The 17114-nt window shown below is 64.3% G+C and carries 17 protein-coding genes and 1 pseudogene; 15 read left to right on the forward strand and 3 right to left on the reverse strand.

Going from position 1 to position 17114, the window contains the following annotated elements:
• Positions 1–1694: pseudogene (locus tag AS156_RS45340) on the reverse strand (lytic transglycosylase domain-containing protein); the annotation flags it as partial.
• Between the two features lie 315 nt (positions 1695–2009).
• Between AS156_RS45340 and dapA the strand changes: the two are divergent.
• From dapA to AS156_RS35120, 4 genes are all read left to right on the forward strand, one after another.
• A complete protein-coding gene (dapA, locus tag AS156_RS35105) occupies positions 2010–2900 on the forward strand; it encodes a 4-hydroxy-tetrahydrodipicolinate synthase (RefSeq protein ID WP_066513927.1) in 891 nt (296 codons plus the stop codon).
• A 59-nt stretch (positions 2901–2959) separates the two neighbouring features.
• Positions 2960–3376 carry a large conductance mechanosensitive channel protein MscL gene (gene mscL / locus AS156_RS35110; protein WP_066514144.1) on the forward strand — a complete coding sequence of 139 codons (417 nt, stop codon included), beginning with the start codon at positions 2960–2962 and terminating at the stop codon, positions 3374–3376.
• 1 nt (position 3377) lies between these two features.
• Positions 3378–3854 (forward strand): SsrA-binding protein SmpB, encoded by a 477-nt coding sequence (gene smpB, locus AS156_RS35115; RefSeq protein ID WP_066513928.1) that lies wholly within the window; start codon positions 3378–3380, stop codon positions 3852–3854.
• A 110-nt stretch (positions 3855–3964) separates the two neighbouring features.
• Positions 3965–4546 carry a peroxiredoxin gene (locus tag AS156_RS35120; protein ID WP_066513929.1) on the forward strand — a complete coding sequence of 194 codons (582 nt, stop codon included), beginning with the start codon at positions 3965–3967 and terminating at the stop codon, positions 4544–4546.
• Positions 4547–4568: 22 nt separating this feature from the next.
• On the opposite strand, the gene AS156_RS35125 is transcribed toward AS156_RS35120, so the two are convergent.
• On the reverse strand, positions 4569–5228 hold the full coding sequence (locus AS156_RS35125) for a uracil-DNA glycosylase (RefSeq protein WP_066513930.1): 660 nt from the start codon (positions 5226–5228) through the stop codon (positions 4569–4571).
• Positions 5209–5850, reverse strand: coding sequence for a LabA-like NYN domain-containing protein (locus AS156_RS35130; RefSeq protein WP_066513931.1), 642 nt, complete (start codon positions 5848–5850; stop codon positions 5209–5211). Before AS156_RS35130 ends, AS156_RS35125 begins: the two co-directional genes overlap by 20 nt.
• A gap of 360 nt (positions 5851–6210) precedes the next feature.
• Between AS156_RS35130 and rpoZ the strand changes: the two genes are divergently transcribed.
• The 11 genes from rpoZ to parC all read left to right on the forward strand — a co-directional run bounded on the left by rpoZ (position 6211) and on the right by parC (position 17088).
• The gene (gene rpoZ, locus AS156_RS35135) at positions 6211–6603 is read left to right on the forward strand and encodes a DNA-directed RNA polymerase subunit omega (RefSeq protein ID WP_016844003.1); all 393 of its coding nucleotides are present in this window, start codon (positions 6211–6213) and stop codon (positions 6601–6603) included.
• A 217-nt stretch (positions 6604–6820) separates the two neighbouring features.
• Complete coding sequence (locus AS156_RS35140) at positions 6821–9112, forward strand: RelA/SpoT family protein (RefSeq protein ID WP_066513932.1); 2292 nt, start codon at positions 6821–6823, stop codon at positions 9110–9112.
• Positions 9113–9226: 114 nt separating this feature from the next.
• Positions 9227–10000, forward strand: coding sequence for a pyridoxine 5'-phosphate synthase (locus AS156_RS35145; protein WP_066513936.1), 774 nt, complete (start codon positions 9227–9229; stop codon positions 9998–10000).
• Positions 9997–10413: a holo-ACP synthase gene (acpS, locus tag AS156_RS35150; RefSeq protein ID WP_066513938.1), complete on the forward strand. Its 417-nt coding sequence runs from the start codon at positions 9997–9999 to the stop codon at positions 10411–10413. Before AS156_RS35145 ends, acpS begins: the two co-directional genes overlap by 4 nt.
• 286 nt (positions 10414–10699) lie before the next feature.
• Positions 10700–11458 carry a signal peptidase I gene (gene lepB / locus AS156_RS35155; protein ID WP_066513940.1) on the forward strand — a complete coding sequence of 253 codons (759 nt, stop codon included), beginning with the start codon at positions 10700–10702 and terminating at the stop codon, positions 11456–11458.
• Positions 11455–12276 carry a ribonuclease III gene (gene rnc / locus AS156_RS35160; RefSeq protein WP_066513942.1) on the forward strand — a complete coding sequence of 274 codons (822 nt, stop codon included), beginning with the start codon at positions 11455–11457 and terminating at the stop codon, positions 12274–12276. Before lepB ends, rnc begins: the two co-directional genes overlap by 4 nt.
• On the forward strand, positions 12269–13192 hold the full coding sequence (gene era, locus AS156_RS35165) for a GTPase Era (protein WP_066513944.1): 924 nt from the start codon (positions 12269–12271) through the stop codon (positions 13190–13192). Before rnc ends, era begins: the two co-directional genes overlap by 8 nt.
• A gap of 15 nt (positions 13193–13207) precedes the next feature.
• The gene (locus AS156_RS35170; protein WP_066513946.1) at positions 13208–13588 is read left to right on the forward strand and encodes a hypothetical protein; all 381 of its coding nucleotides are present in this window, start codon (positions 13208–13210) and stop codon (positions 13586–13588) included.
• Positions 13589–13644: 56 nt separating this feature from the next.
• Entirely contained in the window at positions 13645–14400 is a 756-nt protein-coding gene (recO, locus tag AS156_RS35175) for a DNA repair protein RecO (RefSeq protein WP_066513948.1), read from the forward strand.
• Between the two features lie 89 nt (positions 14401–14489).
• Positions 14490–14747, forward strand: coding sequence for a hypothetical protein (locus AS156_RS35180; protein ID WP_066513949.1), 258 nt, complete (start codon positions 14490–14492; stop codon positions 14745–14747).
• A gap of 79 nt (positions 14748–14826) precedes the next feature.
• Positions 14827–17088, forward strand: coding sequence for a DNA topoisomerase IV subunit A (gene parC, locus AS156_RS35185; protein WP_066513951.1), 2262 nt, complete (start codon positions 14827–14829; stop codon positions 17086–17088).
• The last annotated feature ends 26 nt before the right edge of the window (positions 17089–17114 follow it).

A 17114-nucleotide genomic window follows, 5' to 3' on the forward strand; every position in this document is an offset into this window, starting at 1 on the left:
CCCTGCCAGTAGCCGGCGCGCGCCAGCGCGGTCGGATTGGTGCTGCCGACGCCGATCCGCGCGAAGTGCTGCGCGGCGACCGCGGGATCGTTCAGGAAGCGCAGCGCGATCCAGCCCGAGGTGAATTCCTGCTCGGTCTTGTAAATGTCGCGACTCGGCAGCGCCGCGTCGCGCGCGATCAGATAGGCGGTGCGATACTCGCCGACGTCGATCATCTTGCGCGCCAGCAGCCTGCGTTCGACCCACCATTCGTCGACATTAAACAGGCGCGAGGGCTCCCGCGGCGCGCTCATCATCAGTTGCGCGGCCTCGGCGAATTTCTCCTCGCGGCGGAGCAACTGGATCTTCGCGAAGAGATAGCCGGTGTCGCCGGTCAATTCGCGCGGCACGGCTTCCAGCAGCGCGCGCAGGTTCGATCCCTTGCGGTTGGCGGCGATGCGCGCTTTGGCTAGCGCGACATAGCCGGAACCGAGACGTCTTGCAGCGCGCATGCCAGCGGCTTCGTTGTCAGTGCCGTAGAGCATCGCATCCATGCGCGCCTTGTGATCGCCGGCGGTCAGGAACGAGCTGAACAGATCGAGCGCGGTGCTCTCGGTGTCCTCGCCCATCGGGTCGTTGCGCCAGGCCTCGCGCACCAGGCGCTCGGCATTAGCGCGGTCACCGCGCGCGACCATCACCTTGGCTAGCGCGAGCCGCCCCTTGGCCGAGATCGGCGATTCATTCTGGAACCAGGCCGAGACCGCGGCGTCGTCACGGTGGTCGTCCCACAGCGAGGCCTCGATGCGACGGCGGAGGAACGTCTGCGACGGCCAGCTCGGATTGGCGTCGAGGAAGGCGCGGTAACGCTCGGCCGAGGCGCCATTATCCTCGCTGCGCAGGATCAGCCATTCCGCAAGCTTGCGGGCCACCGGATCGGAGATCGAGGACTCGGCGTCGGTCGCATCGCCCGGTCTGCGCTTGCGCAGGAGTTCAACGACGGTCTTGAGTGACTCCTTGTCTGTCTCTGACGTCGACGATGTCGCAGCCACGGCCGCCGGTATCACCGGCTTGCTGCGCACCGCCGGTGCGACATGCTGGCGGGTGGCGGGAACCAGCGCAGGTGCGATGGCGCGGGCGGCGTGCTCTGGCCTGTTCGACAGACTTCCCGTTGCACCAGGCGCAGCGGTCTTGTGCGCGGTGGTTTTGGGCGTGGTGGCGGTCTTTGACGCAGTGGCCCTGGGCGCCGTGGTCTTGGACGCCGTGCTCTCCGTCGTCTTGGAAGGCACGGCTTTGTGACTGTCCGCGCTGGCCGCGCCGGACTTGGAAGAGGTCGGCTTGGTTGCCTCGGTCTTGGTCGTCTCGGTCTTGGTTGTCTCGGTCTTGGCTGCCTCAGTCTTCACTGCCTCAGTCTTGGCCGCGCCGTGCTTGGTTGCGCTCGACTTTGAAGCAGCCGTCTTGGGCGCAGCAGTCTTGGGAGCGGCAGTCTTGGAAGCAGTGCCCTTGGACGAAGCAGTGCCCTTGGACGCAGCAGTCTTCGACGTGGCTGTCTTGGGGGCCGTAGTCTTGGAAGCCGTGTTGTCGGCAGCCGGCGCCGGTGCTGGAACGTCCGAGGCGGCCCATGCGTCGGCCGTGATGGCAGCAAAGCCGACAACGAGCGCCAGGCTCGTCGCTAGCGCCGTCGATCGCAATGTGCCTGCGCGGGCGGAACGGATCACAGAAGTCCTCTGCGGCCCCGAATCATCTGGTCGTTTGGGCCCTGGGTTCTTATTTGATTGAAAACGTAGACAAAATACTAAGAAGGCTGCCGGTGCGGCTGTTTGCGCCAGCACAACGGCAAAATAGCGGCCTCGCGCGCCGCAGATTACCGTTGGGAATAGGTACGGTGCGGCCCTTTCGCCTGTCGGCCAGACCCGATATGAATTGCCTTTCATGGCGTTTCGCATCAACCGGTGCCGGTCGCGGACATGAAGCACGCCAACAACAAGGGTCCGTCGACCTAGCCTTTAGCCTGAAGCGATTGGAGGAAGTCCATGGCAGCCAAGACAAAATTCCGGGGTTCATTCACTGCCTTGGTGACGCCCTTCAAAAACGGCGGAGTGGACGAGGCGGCATTTCGCAGCCTGGTGAACTGGCAGATCGCCGAGGGCACGCACGGCCTCGTGCCGGTCGGCACCACTGGCGAGAGCCCGACCCTGAGCCACGACGAGCACAAGCGGGTGGTCGAGTGGTGCATCGAGGAGGCCAAGGGCAGGGTGCCCGTGATCGCCGGCGCCGGCTCGAATTCGACCAAGGAGGCGATCGAGTTGGCCGAACATGCCGAGAAGGCCGGCGCGGCTGCGGTGCTGGTCGTGACGCCGTACTACAACAAGCCGACCCAGGAAGGCCTGTACCAGCATTTCAAGGCGATCAATGATGCGATCGGCATTCCGATCATCATCTACAACATCCCGCCGCGCTCGGTGATCGACATGTCGGTCGACACGATGAAGCGGCTGTTCGAGCTGAAAAACATCGCCGGCGTCAAGGACGCCACCGCCAGCATGGTGCGGGTTTCGCAGCAGCGCGCGGCGATGGGCGAGGACTTCAATCAGCTGTCGGGCGAGGACGCCACCATCCTTGGCTACATGGCGCATGGCGGCCATGGCTGCATCTCGGTGACGTCGAACGTCGCGCCGCGGCTGTGCTCGGAATTCCAGACCGCATGGCAGAAGGGCGATGCGGCCGCCGCGCTGAAGATCCACGACAAGCTGATGCCGCTGCACACCAACCTGTTCATCGAGAGCAATCCCGCGCCGGTCAAATACGCGTTGTCATTGCTCGGCAAGATGGACGAGAAGCTGCGTCTGCCGATGGTGCCGGTCGCTGAATCGACCCGTCAGGCCGTCCGCAGCGCCATGGTGCATGCCGGCCTGATCAACTGAGGGAAGTAGGGTTCGCCGCGAACAATGCGGTCCGTAACGTCGAAGAGAAGGGGATGGGCATGCTGAAGGAATTCCGCGAGTTCGCCATGAAGGGCAACGTCGTCGACCTCGCCGTCGCCGTCATCATCGGTGCGGCTTTCGGCGCGATCGTGACCTCGCTGGTCGGCGACGTCATCATGCCGGTCATCGGCGCGATCACCGGCGGCCTCGACTTCTCCAACTACTTCATCCCGCTCGCGAAGAACGTGACCGCGACCAACCTCGCCGACGCCAAGAAGCAGGGCGCTGTGCTCGCCTACGGCAACTTCCTGACGCTGACCATCAACTTCCTGATCATCGCTTTCGTGCTGTTCATCGTGATCCGCCTGATGAACCAGTTCAAACGGAAGGAAGAGGTCAAGCCCGCGGAACCGCCGAAGCCGACCCCAGAGGTCGAGTTGCTGACGGAAATCCGCGACCTTCTCAAGAAGAGCTAAAGTGGCCGCCGACAAGAACGAACGCCCCATCAAGGTTGTCGCCGAGAACCGTAAGGCCCGCTTCAACTACGCAATCGAGGACACGATCGAGGCCGGCATCTCGCTGACCGGCACCGAGGTGAAATCGATCCGCAGCGGCAAGAGCACGATCGCGGAATCCTATGCGGATTCTAAGAACGGCGAGCTGTGGCTGATCAACGCCAATATCCCGGAATATCTGCAGGCCAACCGCTTCAATCACGAGCCGAAACGGCCGCGCAAGCTGCTGCTGCATCGCAAGCAGATCAACAAGCTGCTCGGCGCGGTCGATCGCGAGGGCATGACGCTCATTCCGCTGAAGCTCTATTTCAACGAGCGCGGCCGTGCCAAACTGCTGCTCGCGGTTGCCAAGGGCAAGAAGCTCCATGACAAGCGCGAGACGGTCAAGAAGCGCGACTGGGGCCGCGAGAAGGGCCGCCTGATGCGGGCGCGGGGATAGACCTGCGTCCTTTCGATCACCGTAGACGAAGTGGTCCATCGCGCTACGCGTGAATTGGATCTGGCCTTCGCAAGTGCGCCTCGCGATGATCGTGGACGGAGATCGATGCGATGAGCCAGAGCAGTTTGACCGACGTCGACTGGAGCAAGATTCCGGCGCCGACCGATGACGGCGCCGCCGCCCATCTTCAGGGCATGAAGATTCCTCCGGTGTCGCTGCGAGCCACCAACGACACCTCGGTGCGGTTGTCGGTGCTCGATGGCCGCACCGTGGTGTTCGCCTATCCGCGGACCGGCGAGCCCGGCAAGATCGGGCTGGTCGACGATTGGGATATGATCCCCGGCGCGCGCGGCTGTACGCCGCAGGCCTGCTCCTTCCGCGACCTGTTCGCCGAGTTGAGGGCGGCCGGCGCAGCCCAGGTGTTCGGCCTGTCGACGCAGAGCAACGAGTACCAGACCGAGATGGCCGCGCGGCTGCATCTGCCGTTCCCGGTGCTGTCCGACGAGGCGCTGGAGCTGACGCAGGCGCTGAATCTGCCGGCGATGTCGGTCGTAGGGCTGACCCTGATCAAGCGGCTCGCGCTGATCATCGACGACGGCCGCATCACGCACGTGTTCTATCCGGTGTTCCCGCCGGATCGGAGCGCGGGCGACGTGCTGGATTGGCTGAAGGACAATCCGGTTGGAGCGTGATGCCGCAGCGCTTCGCTGAGTATCAGCCGAGGTCCTTTCGCACATTTGCGAAGACCGCTCGGAACATATCGGTCGTCAGCACGCCCGTGTTCGTGTTGTAGCGCGAGCAATGATAGCTGTCGTACAGCTTGTACGGTCCCGCCTTATGCACGGCACCGTGCGCAAAGGGCGCGGCGGCCAGACGAAGCCCGAGCGCCTTCACGGTCGATTCGTGGGCGATGCGCCCGAGCAGCACGATCGCGCGCACGTTCGGCATCGTGGCGATCGTCGCGCTGAGGAACTGCCGGCAGGTGTTGATCTCTGTAGGCAGCGGCTTGTTCTGCGGCGGCACGCAGCGCACCGCGTTGCTGATCCGGCTATCGACGAGCTTCAGACCATCATCCGGCCGCGCCTGGTAGACGCCGCTGGCAAAGCCGTATTCGAGCAAGGTCGCATAAAGCAGGTCACCGGCGTAATCGCCGGTGAACGGACGGCCGGTGCGGTTCGCGCCCTGCATGCCCGGCGCTAGCCCGACGATCAACAACCGTGCGTTTGGATCGCCGAAGGAGTCCACCGGCGAGTTGAACCAGTCCGGCTGGCGCGCACGGGTTTCCGCGCGGAGGGCGGCCAGCCGCGGACAGAGCGGGCAGTTGCTGTCAGGTCGGGTGGCAGCGCTGACGAGATTACTCGTCGAAATCGTCATCGGCTCCCCGTGGGGCCATCGTGGTCGCGCGCTGCAGGAATTGCGGGGAGTGGTGACGCGGCTCGCGTGGTTCGCGCGGCGCCGGACGTTCGGACGGATCGCGGCCGAGCTTGGATTGCAGCTCGACGAGATCGGTGAAGACGTCGGCCTGGCGACGCAGTTCGTCGGCGATCATCGGCGGCTGGCTGGCGATGGTGGAGATCACCGTGACGCGAACACCGCGGCGCTGCACCGCCTCGACCAGCGAACGGAAGTCGCCGTCGCCGGAGAACAGAATCATCTGGTCGATATGTTCGGCGAGTTCCATCGCATCGACGGCAAGCTCGATGTCCATGTTGCCCTTGACCTTGCGACGGCCGCTGGCGTCGATGAACTCCTTGGTCGCCTTGGTGACGACGGTGTAGCCGTTGTAGTCGAGCCAATCGATCAGCGGACGTATCGACGAATACTCCTGATCCTCGATGATCGCCGTGTAGTAGAACGCACGCAGCAGCGTGCCGCGACCCTGGAATTCCTTGAGGAGGCGCTTGTAGTCGATGTCGAAGCCCAGCGTCTTTGCGGTTGCATAAAGATTCGCTCCGTCGATGAAGAGCGCGATCTTGTTGGAAACAGGTGACGACATCAAAGTGTTCTCGCGTGGTTGTTCGTGTTCTTAGCGCAGCGGCAACCGACCGCGCGCAATTTTCTGCGTTGCTGTCTAAAGTTCGGTGAATCTTTCCCCACGACAGTCACCACCGCAATTATGGTGAGGCGAGGGCAAAATGCCTAGACTTTTGACATTGCAATGAAGAGATTTACTTGTCAGGGACAGCAACCTGGCCATGTCGTCAGACGCTCCGGCCGTTCTGGCCCCGCCCAATCGGGTTATCAGAGCCTGTTCGGAAGGCAAATCACAAATTTTGCCTTGCGAAACGGTGGCTAGGCCTATAACTAACCCTCATAATCATCATATTCGGTCCCTTTTACCACGGAGCGCCTTGAGATGGCTCGCGTCACCGTTGAAGACTGCATTGATAAGGTCGACAACCGCTTCGACCTCGTCCTGTTGGCGGCGCATCGCGCCCGTATGATCTCGTCAGGTTCTCAACTCACGGTTGATCGCGATAACGACAAGAACCCTGTCGTCTCGCTGCGGGAGATTGCCGATTCCACGATCTCGCCGGAAGACCTGAAAGAGGAACTCGTGCACTCCCTGCAGAAGTTCGTCGAGGTCGACGAGCCCGAGCCCGACACCGTTCCGCTGATCGGTTCCGCCGGCGCCAGCGTCGATGCCGACGACACCGAGGTCGCCGTCGAACGGATGACCGAGGAAGAGCTGCTGAAGGGCCTGGAGGGTCTCGCGCCCCCGGAAGAGCAGCCCGAGGAAGACGAGTAGACGCCGGCTTCCAGCCGCCCGATTTTGGATAGATTGCCAAAGGCCCGGATATTGCTCCGGGCCTTTGCTTTTGTTGACAATTTTGCTGTTACGATGCGTCCTATGCGGACGCAGGAAATTGAACGGTTCCTGGGCCTGCGCGGGGTGCTGCTTCGTTCGAAGGTGCACTAGATTGGGAAGAAAGGGCCGTTTGGCCCAGGCGAAAGGCATTGCGTCCATGGTTTATCGACGCCGGAGTTCCAGCCAGATGCAGGCTGCGACCGAAACGGTCGCGGTGGCACCGGCGTCGTCCACGGCGGAGAGGCCGGTCAAGCCGAGGGCGCGGATGATGCGGCAATATGACCTCGTCGAGCGCGTCCGTTCCTACAACCCCGACACCAACGAAGACCTGCTGAACCGCGCCTATGTCTATGCCATGAAGGCGCACGGCACCCAGACGCGCGCTTCCGGCGATCCCTATTTCTCGCATCCGCTCGAGGTTGCCGCGATCCTCACCAACCTCAAGCTCGACGACGCCACGATTGTGGCGGCGCTGCTGCACGACACGATCGAGGATACCGAGGCGACGCGCGCCGAAATCGATCATGTGTTCGGCCATGAGATCGGCGCGCTGGTCGAGGGCCTGACCAAGCTGAAGCGGCTGGAACTGGTGTCGCGCGAAGCCAAGCAGGCCGAGAACCTGCGCAAGCTTTTGCTGGCGATCGCCGACGACGTTCGCGTGCTGCTGATCAAGCTCGCCGACCGCCTGCACAACATGCGCACGCTGGAGTTCGTGCCGCCTGCGTCGCGGCGCCGCATCGCCGAGGAGACGCTGGACATCTATGCGCCGCTCGCCGGCCGCATGGGCATGCAGGAAATGCGCGAGGAGCTGGAGGACCTGTCGTTCTTCGTGCTCGATCCCGAAGCCTATGCGGTGGTCAAGCAGCGGCTCGATGCGCTGGCCGACCGCAACCGCAACCTGATCGGCGAGATCGAAACCCAGCTCTCCAAGAACCTGCAGAAGAACGGCATCAATGCGAGGGTCGTCGGTCGCCGCAAGAAGCCGTTTTCGATCTGGACCAAGATGGAGCGCAAGTCGATCGGCTTCGAGCAGTTGTCCGACATCTACGGTTTCCGCATCATCCTCGAAGATATCGGCGCCTGCTACCGTGCGCTCGGCATCGTCCACACGACCTGGCCGGTCGTGCCGGGCCGCTTCAAGGACTACATCTCGACCCCGAAGCAGAACGACTATCGGTCCATCCACACCACCGTGATCGGCCCGGGCAAGCAGCGCGTCGAGCTGCAGATCCGCACCGAGGAAATGAACCAGATCGCCGAGTTCGGTATTGCGGCGCACGCGTTCTACAAGGAAGGGGCGGGCTCGCCGAACGAGCGGCTGAAGCACGAGTCGAACGCCTTCGCCTGGCTGCGCCACACCATCGGCATCCTCTCGGAAAGTGCCAACCCCGAAGAGTTCCTGGAGCACACCAAGCTCGAACTGTTCCACGACCAGGTGTTCTGCTTCACGCCGAAGGGCAAGCTGATCGCGCTGCCGCGCCAGGCCACCGTGATCGATTTCGCCTATGCGGTGCATACCGACGTCGGCAACAGCGCGGTCGGCTGCAAGATCAACGGCAAGTTCGCGCCATTGTCTTCCGAGTTGCAGAACGGCGACGAGGTCGAGGTGCTGACCTCGAAGGCGCAGTCGGCGCCGCCGTCGGCCTGGGAGGCGCTCGCCGTTACCGGCAAGGCGCGCGCGGCGATCCGGCGTGCCACCCGCAACGCGGTGCGCGACCAGTATGCCGGCCTCGGCCGCCGCATCGTCGACCGCCTGTTTGCCCGCGCCAAGATCGAATATGCCGACGACAAGCTGAAGGGGGCGCTGCCGCGGCTGGCGCGTACCTCGATCGAGGATGTGATGGCTTCCGTCGGGCGCGGCGAGATCAAGGCCTCCGACGTCGCGCGTGCGATGTATCCCGACTACAAGGAGGAGCGGCTGGTGCGTTATGGCACCGCGAAGGGGCTCGCCGCCAAGCTGAAGACGCAGACGCCGCCGCATCCGGCGCGCGCCGCTTCGGTGATCCCGGTGCGCGGCATCAATTCGGACCTGCCGGTGAAGTTCGCGCCGAATGGCGGCGCGGTGCCGGGCGACCGCATCGTCGGCATCGTGACGCCGGGCGAGGGGATCACGATCTATCCGATCCAGTCGCCGGCGCTGAAGGAGTTCGAGGAGGAGCCGGAGCGTTGGCTCGACGTGCGCTGGGACATCGACGAGACTATGCCGCAGCGCTTCCCGGCGCGAATCCTGGTCCACAATGTCAACGAGCCCGGCAGCCTTGCGCAGATCGCGACCGTGATCGCCGAGCACGACGGCAACATCGACAACATCCACATGTCGCGCCGCTCCCCCGATTTCACGGAGCTGACCATTGATCTCGAGGTCTATGACCTCAAGCATCTCAGCGCTATCATCGCCCAGTTGCGCGCCAAGGCCGTCGTTGCACGGGTCGAGCGCGTCAACGGGTAGGTTCTCGGGGTAGGTTCTCGTCGTTGCCGGGCTTGACCCGGCGGCCCATCTTCCAGGAATGATTGCTGCGTGGGTCAGGCCCGCGAATGGCTGATTGGATTTGCAGGTTAGAGAATGTCCAAAGCTCCTCCGCTGCGCCTCGGCGTCAATGTCGATCACGTCGCGACCCTGCGCAATGCGCGGGGCGGCGGGCGCCCCGATCCGGTCCGGTTGGCGCTTGCCGCCATCGCGGCCGGCGCCGACGGCATCACCGCGCATTTGCGCGAGGATCGCCGCCATATCCGCGACGAGGACATGGCGCGGCTGAAGGCCGAAATCTCCAAGCCGCTGAACTTCGAGATGGCGGCGACCGACGACATGCTGCAGATATCGCTCGCGACCAAGCCGCACGCCGTCTGCCTGGTGCCGGAGCGGCGCCAGGAGCTCACCACCGAAGGCGGCCTCGACGTGGTCGGCCAGCACAACGCGCTGGCGCCCTTCATCGCGCGGCTGAGCGACGCCGGCATCCGGGTGTCGCTGTTCATCGCCGCCGATCCCAGGCAGATCGAGATGGCCGCGAAGTTGAAGGCGCCGGTGATCGAGATCCACACCGGCGGCTGGTGCGACGCCGTGGTCGACGGCCACCGCGACAAGGCCGCGGCCGAATGGAAGCGGATTGTCGAAGGCGTCAGGCTAGCGAACGCGGCCGGGCTTGAGGTCCATGCCGGCCACGGCCTCGATTACGAGACGTCAGAGACGATCTCGGCGCTATCAGGAATCCGTGAGCTCAACATCGGCTACTTCATGATGGGCGAGGCGCTGTTTGTCGGCATTGCCGAGACCGTCCGCGCCATGCGTGCGGCGATGGACCGCGGGCGTGCAAAGGCGGAAGGCGCCGGCGGCGCATGATCATCGGCATCGGCTCCGACCTGATCGATATCACCCGGGTCGCCAAGGTGATCGAGCGCCACGGCGAGCGCTTCCTCGAGCGCATCTTCACCGACGCGGAGCGCGCCAAGGCGATGCGCCGCGCCAAGAGCGAGAAGATGGTGGTCGCCACCTACGCCAAGCGCTTCGCCGCCAAGGAGGCCTGCTCCAAGGCGCTCGGCACCGGCATCCGGCGCGGGGTGTGGTGGAAGGACATGGGGGTGGTGAACCTGCCCGGGGGACGGCCGACCATGCAGCTGACCGGCGGGGCGCTGGCGCGGCTGCAGGAGCTGACGCCCGAGGGGATGGAGGCGCGGATCGACCTCTCGATCACCGACGACTGGCCGCTGGCGCAGGCCTTCGTCATAATTTCGGCCGTTGCCCCCGGCAAATGAGCCGGGCTGCCCGCGGCATCGCCAGAAATCTTCAGAAAACTAAAAAATCATTGATATTTCAATGGATTGTGAAGTTTTTGCGCGGCGATTGATTGCGCGGCTGCAAACAACCGTCTAAAACGCCGCAGGGTTATCATCGAGCGAGACGCGGATTCGGGTTTGCGCCGGAATTTGCCCTCAAGATCAGAATCAAGGCCATTTTCCTCACGCGAGGATCGAGCGCTTCGCGGGAAGAGAACGTTCTGCCACCGCGTGGGCGTCAGAGCCCGCGGGAATTGGGAAAGCAATGAGCGCGACCACCGGCACCAAATCTGAAAGCGGCCTGGGCGAAACCATCCGCGTCGTCATCCACGCCCTGCTGATCGCGCTCGTCATCCGGACCTTCCTGTTTCAGCCTTTCAACATCCCCTCGGGATCGATGAAGGCCACCCTCCTGGTCGGCGACTATCTCTTCGTCTCGAAATACTCCTACGGCTACAGCCACTACTCGATCCCGCTGTCGCCGCCGCTGTTTTCCGGCCGCATCTTCGGGTCCAACCCGAATCGCGGCGACATCGTCGTGTTCCGGCTGCCGAAGGACGACACCACGGATTACATCAAGCGCGTGATCGGCCTGCCGGGCGACCGCATCCAGATGAAGGAGGGGCTGCTCTACATCAATGACGTTCCGGTCAAGCGCGAGCGCCTGAGCGACTTCGTCGGTGAGGATCCCTGCGGCTCCGACGCCACCGCCCGCGTCAAGCGGTGGAAGGAGACGCTCCCGAACGGCGTCAGCTATGAGACGCTCGATTGTGTCGACAACGGCTTCTACGACAACACCAACGTCTACACCGTGCCCGAAGGCCATTTCTTCATGATGGGCGACAACCGCGACAATTCGACCGACAGCCGGGTGCTGTCGGCGGTTGGCTACGTGCCGCTCGAGAATATCGTCGGCCGCGCCCAGATGATCTTCTTCTCGATCGCCGAGGGCGAGCACGCCTGGATGTTCTGGCGTTGGCCCACCGCTGTGCGGTGGAATCGCATATTCTCCATCGTGCGATGAACGACGAGACCTCAGTCATCAAGGATCAACCGCCACCGGGCGAGCCGAGCCAGACGCCTGCCACCGGCAGCGAAGCCGCGCCGAAGAAGCGGCGCAGCAAGGCTGCCAAGGCTGCGGAGGAGAAGGCCGCGATCGCCGGCACCGAGGCGCGTATCGGGTATAAGTTCTCGGATCCCGCATTGCTGACCACTGCGTTCACCCACGTCTCCGCGCTCAAGCCCGCAACCCGCAACCGCGCCGACAGCTATCAGCGGCTCGAGTTTCTCGGCGACCATGTGCTCGGCCTGATCGTCTCCGACATGCTGTTCCGCGCCTTCCCGAAGGCCGACGAGGGCGAATTGTCGAAGCGGCTCGCCGACCTCGTGCGCAAGGAGAGTTGCGCCGACGTCGCCAAGTCGCTCGGCCTGCTCGACGACATCAAGCTCGGCATGGTCAAGGCCGTCGAGGGTGCGCGCTTGCGCAAATCCGTGCTCGGCGACATCTGCGAGGCCGTGATCGGTGCGATCTTTCTCGACGGCGGCTACGAAGCTGCCCGCCAATTCGTCGAGCGCAACTGGACCGAGCGGATGCACAAGCTGCGCCGGCCGCTGCGCGACCCCAAGACGGTGCTGCAGGAATGGGCGCAGGGCAAGGGCTTGCCGACACCGGTCTATCGCGAGGTCGAGCGCACCGGTCCGCACCATGATCCGCAATTCCGCGTCGCCGTCGACCTGCCGGGACTGGCGTCCGCCGAGGGTCTCGGCGGCAACAAGCGCGCGGCTGAGAAGGCCGCAGCGTCGGCAATGATCGAGCGCGAGGGCGTCGGCACCAATGACTGATGAGGCCAAACGGCAGGGAGCCGCGACGCGCTGCGGCTTCGTCGCGCTGATCGGCGCTCCCAATGTCGGCAAGTCGACGCTGGTCAACGCGCTCGTGGGCTCCAAGGTCACGATCGTCTCGCGCAAGGTGCAGACCACGCGCGCTTTGATCCGCGGCATCGTGATCGAGGGCAACGCGCAGATCATCCTGGTCGATACGCCCGGCATCTTCGCGCCGCGGCGCCGGCTCGACCGCGCCATGGTGTCGACCGCCTGGAGCGGCGCCCACGACGCCGATCTGGTCTGCGTGCTGCTCGATGCCAAATCCGGCCTCGACGAGGAGGCAAATGCGATCCTCGGCAAGCTCGAGACGGTCGGGCATCCGAAAATCCTGGTGCTGAACAAGATCGACCTCGTGCAGCGCGAGAAACTGCTGGCGCTGTCGCAGGCGGCCAACGAGCGGCTGCGCTTCGAGCACACCTTCATGATCTCGGCGCTGTCGGGCGATGGCGTTGCCGATCTGCGCCAGACGCTGGCGGCAGCGGTGCCGGAGGGGCCGTTCCTGTATCCCGAAGACCAGATGTCGGATGCGCCGATGCGGCACCTCGCGGCGGAGATCACGCGCGAGAAGATCTACGGCCATCTGCATCAGGAACTGCCGTACCAGTCGACGGTCGAGACCGACAGCTGGACCGATCGCAAGGACGGCTCGATCCGGATCGAGCAGACGATCTTTGTCGAGCGCGAGAGCCAGCGCAAGATCGTGCTCGGCAAGGGTGGTGCCACCATCAAGTCGATCGGTGCGGAGTCGCGCAAGGAGATCGCGGAGATCATGGGCGTGCCGGTGCATCTGTTCCTGTTCGTCAAGGTACGCGAGAACTGGGGCGACGACCCGGACCGCTACCGCGAGATGGGACTGGAATTCCCCAAGGAATAAGAGCCGGCGTGTGCGATGAACGTGCCTAGAAACGTGCTGTGGTTTGAAGTGCTGCTCTATTTGTCGCTGACGCTGGATGCGTTGTCGGTGGCGTTCCAGGACCGCACGCCAAGCTACGAGATGACCGATCAGATGATCATGGTGGCGACGCTGCTGGCGGGCGGCATGATTCTGCTGCTGATGTATTTCGTCTGGCTCGCCGCGCAGCGCCGCAAGAACTGGCCGCGCTGGGCGCTGGCGGCGGCGCTGGTGCTCTCGGCGATCTCGCTGGTGCAGGTGATCGGGGACCGCGGCGTGGAGCTCGACAGCGGCATCGAGGTGGTGTCCTGCATCCTGACCTCGGCCGGGCTGTATTTCTCCTTCACCGGCGATGCGCAAGGTTGGTTCAACGCTTAGGTCTTCGTAGAGTGGGTGCGCTACGCTTTGCCCACCCACCATGATAGTTTCACACCATGGAATGGACCGACGAAGGCATCGTGCTGGGCGTGCGGCGGCACGGCGAATCCTCCGCGATTGCCGAACTGCTGACGCGCGAGCACGGCCGTCATCTCGGCCTGGTGCGCGGCGGCGCGAGTTCGCGGATGCGGCCGCTGCTGCAGCCCGGCAACAGCGTCACCGCGGTGTGGCGGGCGCGCCTCGACGAGCATCTCGGCGTGTATGCGATCGAGGGCACGCGGCTGCGCGCAGCAACGCTGCTCGGCTCGTCGCACGGTGTCTACGGCGTCACGCATCTGGCCGCGCTGGCCCGGCTGTTGCCGGAGCGCGATCCGCATGAAGACATCTACGAGATGCTGCAGTGGACGCTCGACGATTTCGAGGATGCCGGCGTCGCCGCGGTGCATCTGATCCGGTTCGAGCTGGCGATGTTGGCCGAACTCGGCTTCGGGCTCGATCTGCAGAACTGCGCGGCCACCGGCGCGACCACGGAGCTGATCTACGTCTCGCCGAAATCCGGCGGCGCGGTGTCGCGCGCTGCCGGCGAGCCGTGGCGCGATCGCCTGCTGCCGTTGCCGCCTTTCCTGCGCGAAGGCGACGGCGGCGCCAATGCCTGGTCCGATCAGGATCTGCTCGACGGGTTCCAGATCACCGGCCTGTTCCTGCTCCGCCATGTGCTGGAGCCGCGCGGGCAGGGCCATTCCGACGCCCGCGACGGCTTTATCAATGCAGTGACGAAGCCGCGCGGCAAGGTAAACACCACCGCGCCCTGAGGGGCGCGCGCCCTTGTCATGCACCAGATACCGGAACGAATCGCCCTCTTGGGCGTTTCGGGATTGGTTCCATGTTGGGGGGCGGTTGAATGCTTCTTCGCGGAATAGTGATTTCGGCGGCGCTGCTGACACTGGCGCCTGACGCAGCAGCCGGCGAACGGGGTGGCGTTATCCGCCGCGTCTCCTGCACCGTCGTGCGGTACTACGTCGCCAGATACTCGGCTGCGGCGGCCGAGAGCTGGGCAAGGGCCCATGGTGCCACCGACGCCGAGATCGATGTCGCCCGCCGTTGCCTCAACGAGGCTCCCGTCAAGACCCTGCAGGCGGCAAACCGGGCCGCGCAATAACCGCGCGAATCAGGGCATCTGATGTGGCAGACGTGATTCGCGTCTTGCCCGATTCACCGCGCCGGTTTAACGCCTCCCCATGGGAAAACGTCAGACACCGCCGGAAGAGCCAAAGCCGGCCGAAATCCATGAGGTGCCGCTGCGTGATGCGCTTGAGGAGCGCTATCTCGCCTATGCGCTCTCGACCATCATGCATCGCGCGCTGCCGGATGCCCGCGACGGCCTGAAGCCGGTGCATCGGCGCATCCTTTACGGCATGCGGCTGTTGCGACTCGACCCCGGCACCGCGTTCAAGAAGTCGGCCAAGATCGTTGGCGACGTGATGGGTTCATTCCATCCGCATGGCGACCAGGCGATCTATGACGCCATGGTGCGGCTCGCGCAGGACTTCTCCTCGCGCTACCCACTGGTCGACGGCCAGGGCAACTTCGGCAATATCGACGGCGATAATCCGGCCGCGTACCGCTACACCGAAGCGCGCATGACCGAGGTCGCGCGGCTGTTGCTCGATGGCATCGACGAGGACGGTGTCGAGTTCCGCGCCAATTATGACGGCCAGTCGAAAGAGCCGGTGGTGCTGCCGGGCGGCTTCCCGAACCTGCTCGCCAACGGCGCGCAGGGCATCGCGGTCGGCATGGCGACGTCGATCCCGCCGCACAACGTGGCCGAGCTCTGTGACGCCGCGCTGCATCTGATCGACAAGCCCGACGCCAAATCGAAGGCGCTGTTGAGATGGGTTAAGGGCCCGGACTTCCCGACCGGCGGCATCGTCGTCGATTCCAAGGAAGCGATCATCGAGGCTTACACGACGGGCCGCGGCTCGTTCCGCACCCGTGCGCGCTGGTCGGTGGAAGAGGGCGCCCGCGGCACCTGGGTGGTCGTCGTCACCGAAATCCCGTGGCTGGTGCAGAAGTCGCGCCTGCACGAGAAGATCGTCGAGCTGCTGGAGCAGAAGAAGCTGCCGCTGGTCGGCGACGTCCGTGATGAATCGGCGGAAGACATCCGCTTCGTCATCGAGCCGAAGTCGCGCACCGTCGATCCTGCCTTGATGATGGAGTCGCTGTTCCGGCTGACCGAGCTGGAAAGCAGGATCTCGCTGAACCTCAACGTGCTGGTCAAGGGCCGCATCCCGAAGGTGGTCGGCCTTGCCGAGTGCTTGCGCGAATGGCTCGACCATCTGCGCGACGTGTTGATCCGCCGCTCCAACTTCCGCAAGGGCGAGATCGAGCACCGGCTGGAAATCCTAGGCGGACAACTGATCGCCTATCTGAACCTCGACAAGGTGATCAAGATCATTCGCACCGAGGACGAGCCCAAGCCGGTGCTGATCAAGACGTTCAAGCTCACCGAGATCCAGGCCGAGGCCATCCTCAACATGCGGCTGCGCAATCTGCGCAGGCTCGAGGAAATGGAGATCCGCAACGAGGACAAGGAGCTGCGCAAGGAGCTGAAGGGCATCGAGGGACTACTCGGGTCGGAAGCGCAACAATGGGCCAAGGTCGGCGAGCAGGTCACCAAGGTCCGCGATATCTTCGGGCCGAAGACGCCGCTCGGCAAGCGTCGCACCACCTTCGCCGATGCGCCCGAGCACGATCTCGCCGCCATCGAGGAGGCCTTCGTCGAGCGCGAGCCGTGCACCATCGTGGTCTCCGAGAAGGGCTGGGTGCGGACGCTGAAGGGCCACGTCGAGGATCTCTCGGGGCTCGCCTTCAAGACCGACGACAAGCTCGAGCACTCGTTCTTTGCCGAGACGACGTCGAAGCTGTTGCTGTTCGCCACCAACGGCAAGTTCTACTCGCTCGACGTCGCCAAGCTGCCGGGCGGCCGCGGCCATGGCGAGCCGATCCGCATGTTCATCGAACTCGAGCAGGATGCCGCGATCGTCGCGCTGTTCGTCAACAAGGGCGAGCGCAAGTTCCTGATCGCGAGCAGTGAAGGCCAAGGCTTCATCGTCAAGGAAGAGGACTGCGTCGGCAACACCCGCAAGGGCAAGCAGGTGCTCAATGTGGAGATGCCGAACGAGGCCCGCGCGATCGCGACCGTCACCGGCGATACTGTTGCCGTGATCGGCACCAACCACAAGATGGTGCTCTTCGGCCTCGATCAGGTGCCGGAAATGGCGCGCGGCCGCGGTGTGCGGTTGCAGAAATACACCAGCGCGTCGCTGTCCGACGTCGCGGTGTTCGATGCCAAGGCCGGCCTGACCTGGAAGGACTCCGCCGGCCGCGAGCACAGCATGACCATGAAGGAACTGGCCGATTGGCGCGGCAACCGTGCCGATGCCGGTCGGCTGGCCCACGGCCTGCCGAAGTCGAACAAGTTCAGTCGCGGCGTGGAGTAGGCCAGGTCCGTAGCCCCGGGGGGGCG

Origin of the sequence: Bradyrhizobium macuxiense (assembly GCF_001542415.1) — a bacterium.
GTDB lineage: Bacteria > Pseudomonadota > Alphaproteobacteria > Rhizobiales > Xanthobacteraceae > Bradyrhizobium > Bradyrhizobium macuxiense.

What these genes read in the sequence shown, in the direction of transcription:
- dapA (WP_066513927.1), top strand. Translation starts at nt 2,010, where the DNA reads ATGGCAGCCAAGACAAAATTCCGGGGTTCATTCACTGCCTTGGTGACG.
- mscL (WP_066514144.1), top strand. Translation starts at nt 2,960, where the DNA reads ATGCTGAAGGAATTCCGCGAGTTCGCCATGAAGGGCAACGTCGTCGAC.
- AS156_RS35120 (WP_066513929.1), top strand. Translation starts at nt 3,965, where the DNA reads ATGAGCCAGAGCAGTTTGACCGACGTCGACTGGAGCAAGATTCCGGCG.
- AS156_RS35125 (WP_066513930.1), bottom strand. Translation starts at nt 5,228, where the DNA reads ATGACGATTTCGACGAGTAATCTCGTCAGCGCTGCCACCCGACCTGAC.
- AS156_RS35130 (WP_066513931.1), bottom strand. Translation starts at nt 5,850, where the DNA reads ATGTCGTCACCTGTTTCCAACAAGATCGCGCTCTTCATCGACGGAGCG.
- rpoZ (WP_016844003.1), top strand. Translation starts at nt 6,211, where the DNA reads ATGGCTCGCGTCACCGTTGAAGACTGCATTGATAAGGTCGACAACCGC.
- AS156_RS35140 (WP_066513932.1), top strand. Translation starts at nt 6,821, where the DNA reads ATGGTTTATCGACGCCGGAGTTCCAGCCAGATGCAGGCTGCGACCGAA.
- AS156_RS35145 (WP_066513936.1), top strand. Translation starts at nt 9,227, where the DNA reads ATGTCCAAAGCTCCTCCGCTGCGCCTCGGCGTCAATGTCGATCACGTC.
- acpS (WP_066513938.1), top strand. Translation starts at nt 9,997, where the DNA reads ATGATCATCGGCATCGGCTCCGACCTGATCGATATCACCCGGGTCGCC.
- lepB (WP_066513940.1), top strand. Translation starts at nt 10,700, where the DNA reads ATGAGCGCGACCACCGGCACCAAATCTGAAAGCGGCCTGGGCGAAACC.
- rnc (WP_066513942.1), top strand. Translation starts at nt 11,455, where the DNA reads ATGAACGACGAGACCTCAGTCATCAAGGATCAACCGCCACCGGGCGAG.
- era (WP_066513944.1), top strand. Translation starts at nt 12,269, where the DNA reads ATGACTGATGAGGCCAAACGGCAGGGAGCCGCGACGCGCTGCGGCTTC.
- AS156_RS35170 (WP_066513946.1), top strand. Translation starts at nt 13,208, where the DNA reads ATGAACGTGCCTAGAAACGTGCTGTGGTTTGAAGTGCTGCTCTATTTG.
- recO (WP_066513948.1), top strand. Translation starts at nt 13,645, where the DNA reads ATGGAATGGACCGACGAAGGCATCGTGCTGGGCGTGCGGCGGCACGGC.
- AS156_RS35180 (WP_066513949.1), top strand. Translation starts at nt 14,490, where the DNA reads ATGCTTCTTCGCGGAATAGTGATTTCGGCGGCGCTGCTGACACTGGCG.
- parC (WP_066513951.1), top strand. Translation starts at nt 14,827, where the DNA reads ATGGGAAAACGTCAGACACCGCCGGAAGAGCCAAAGCCGGCCGAAATC.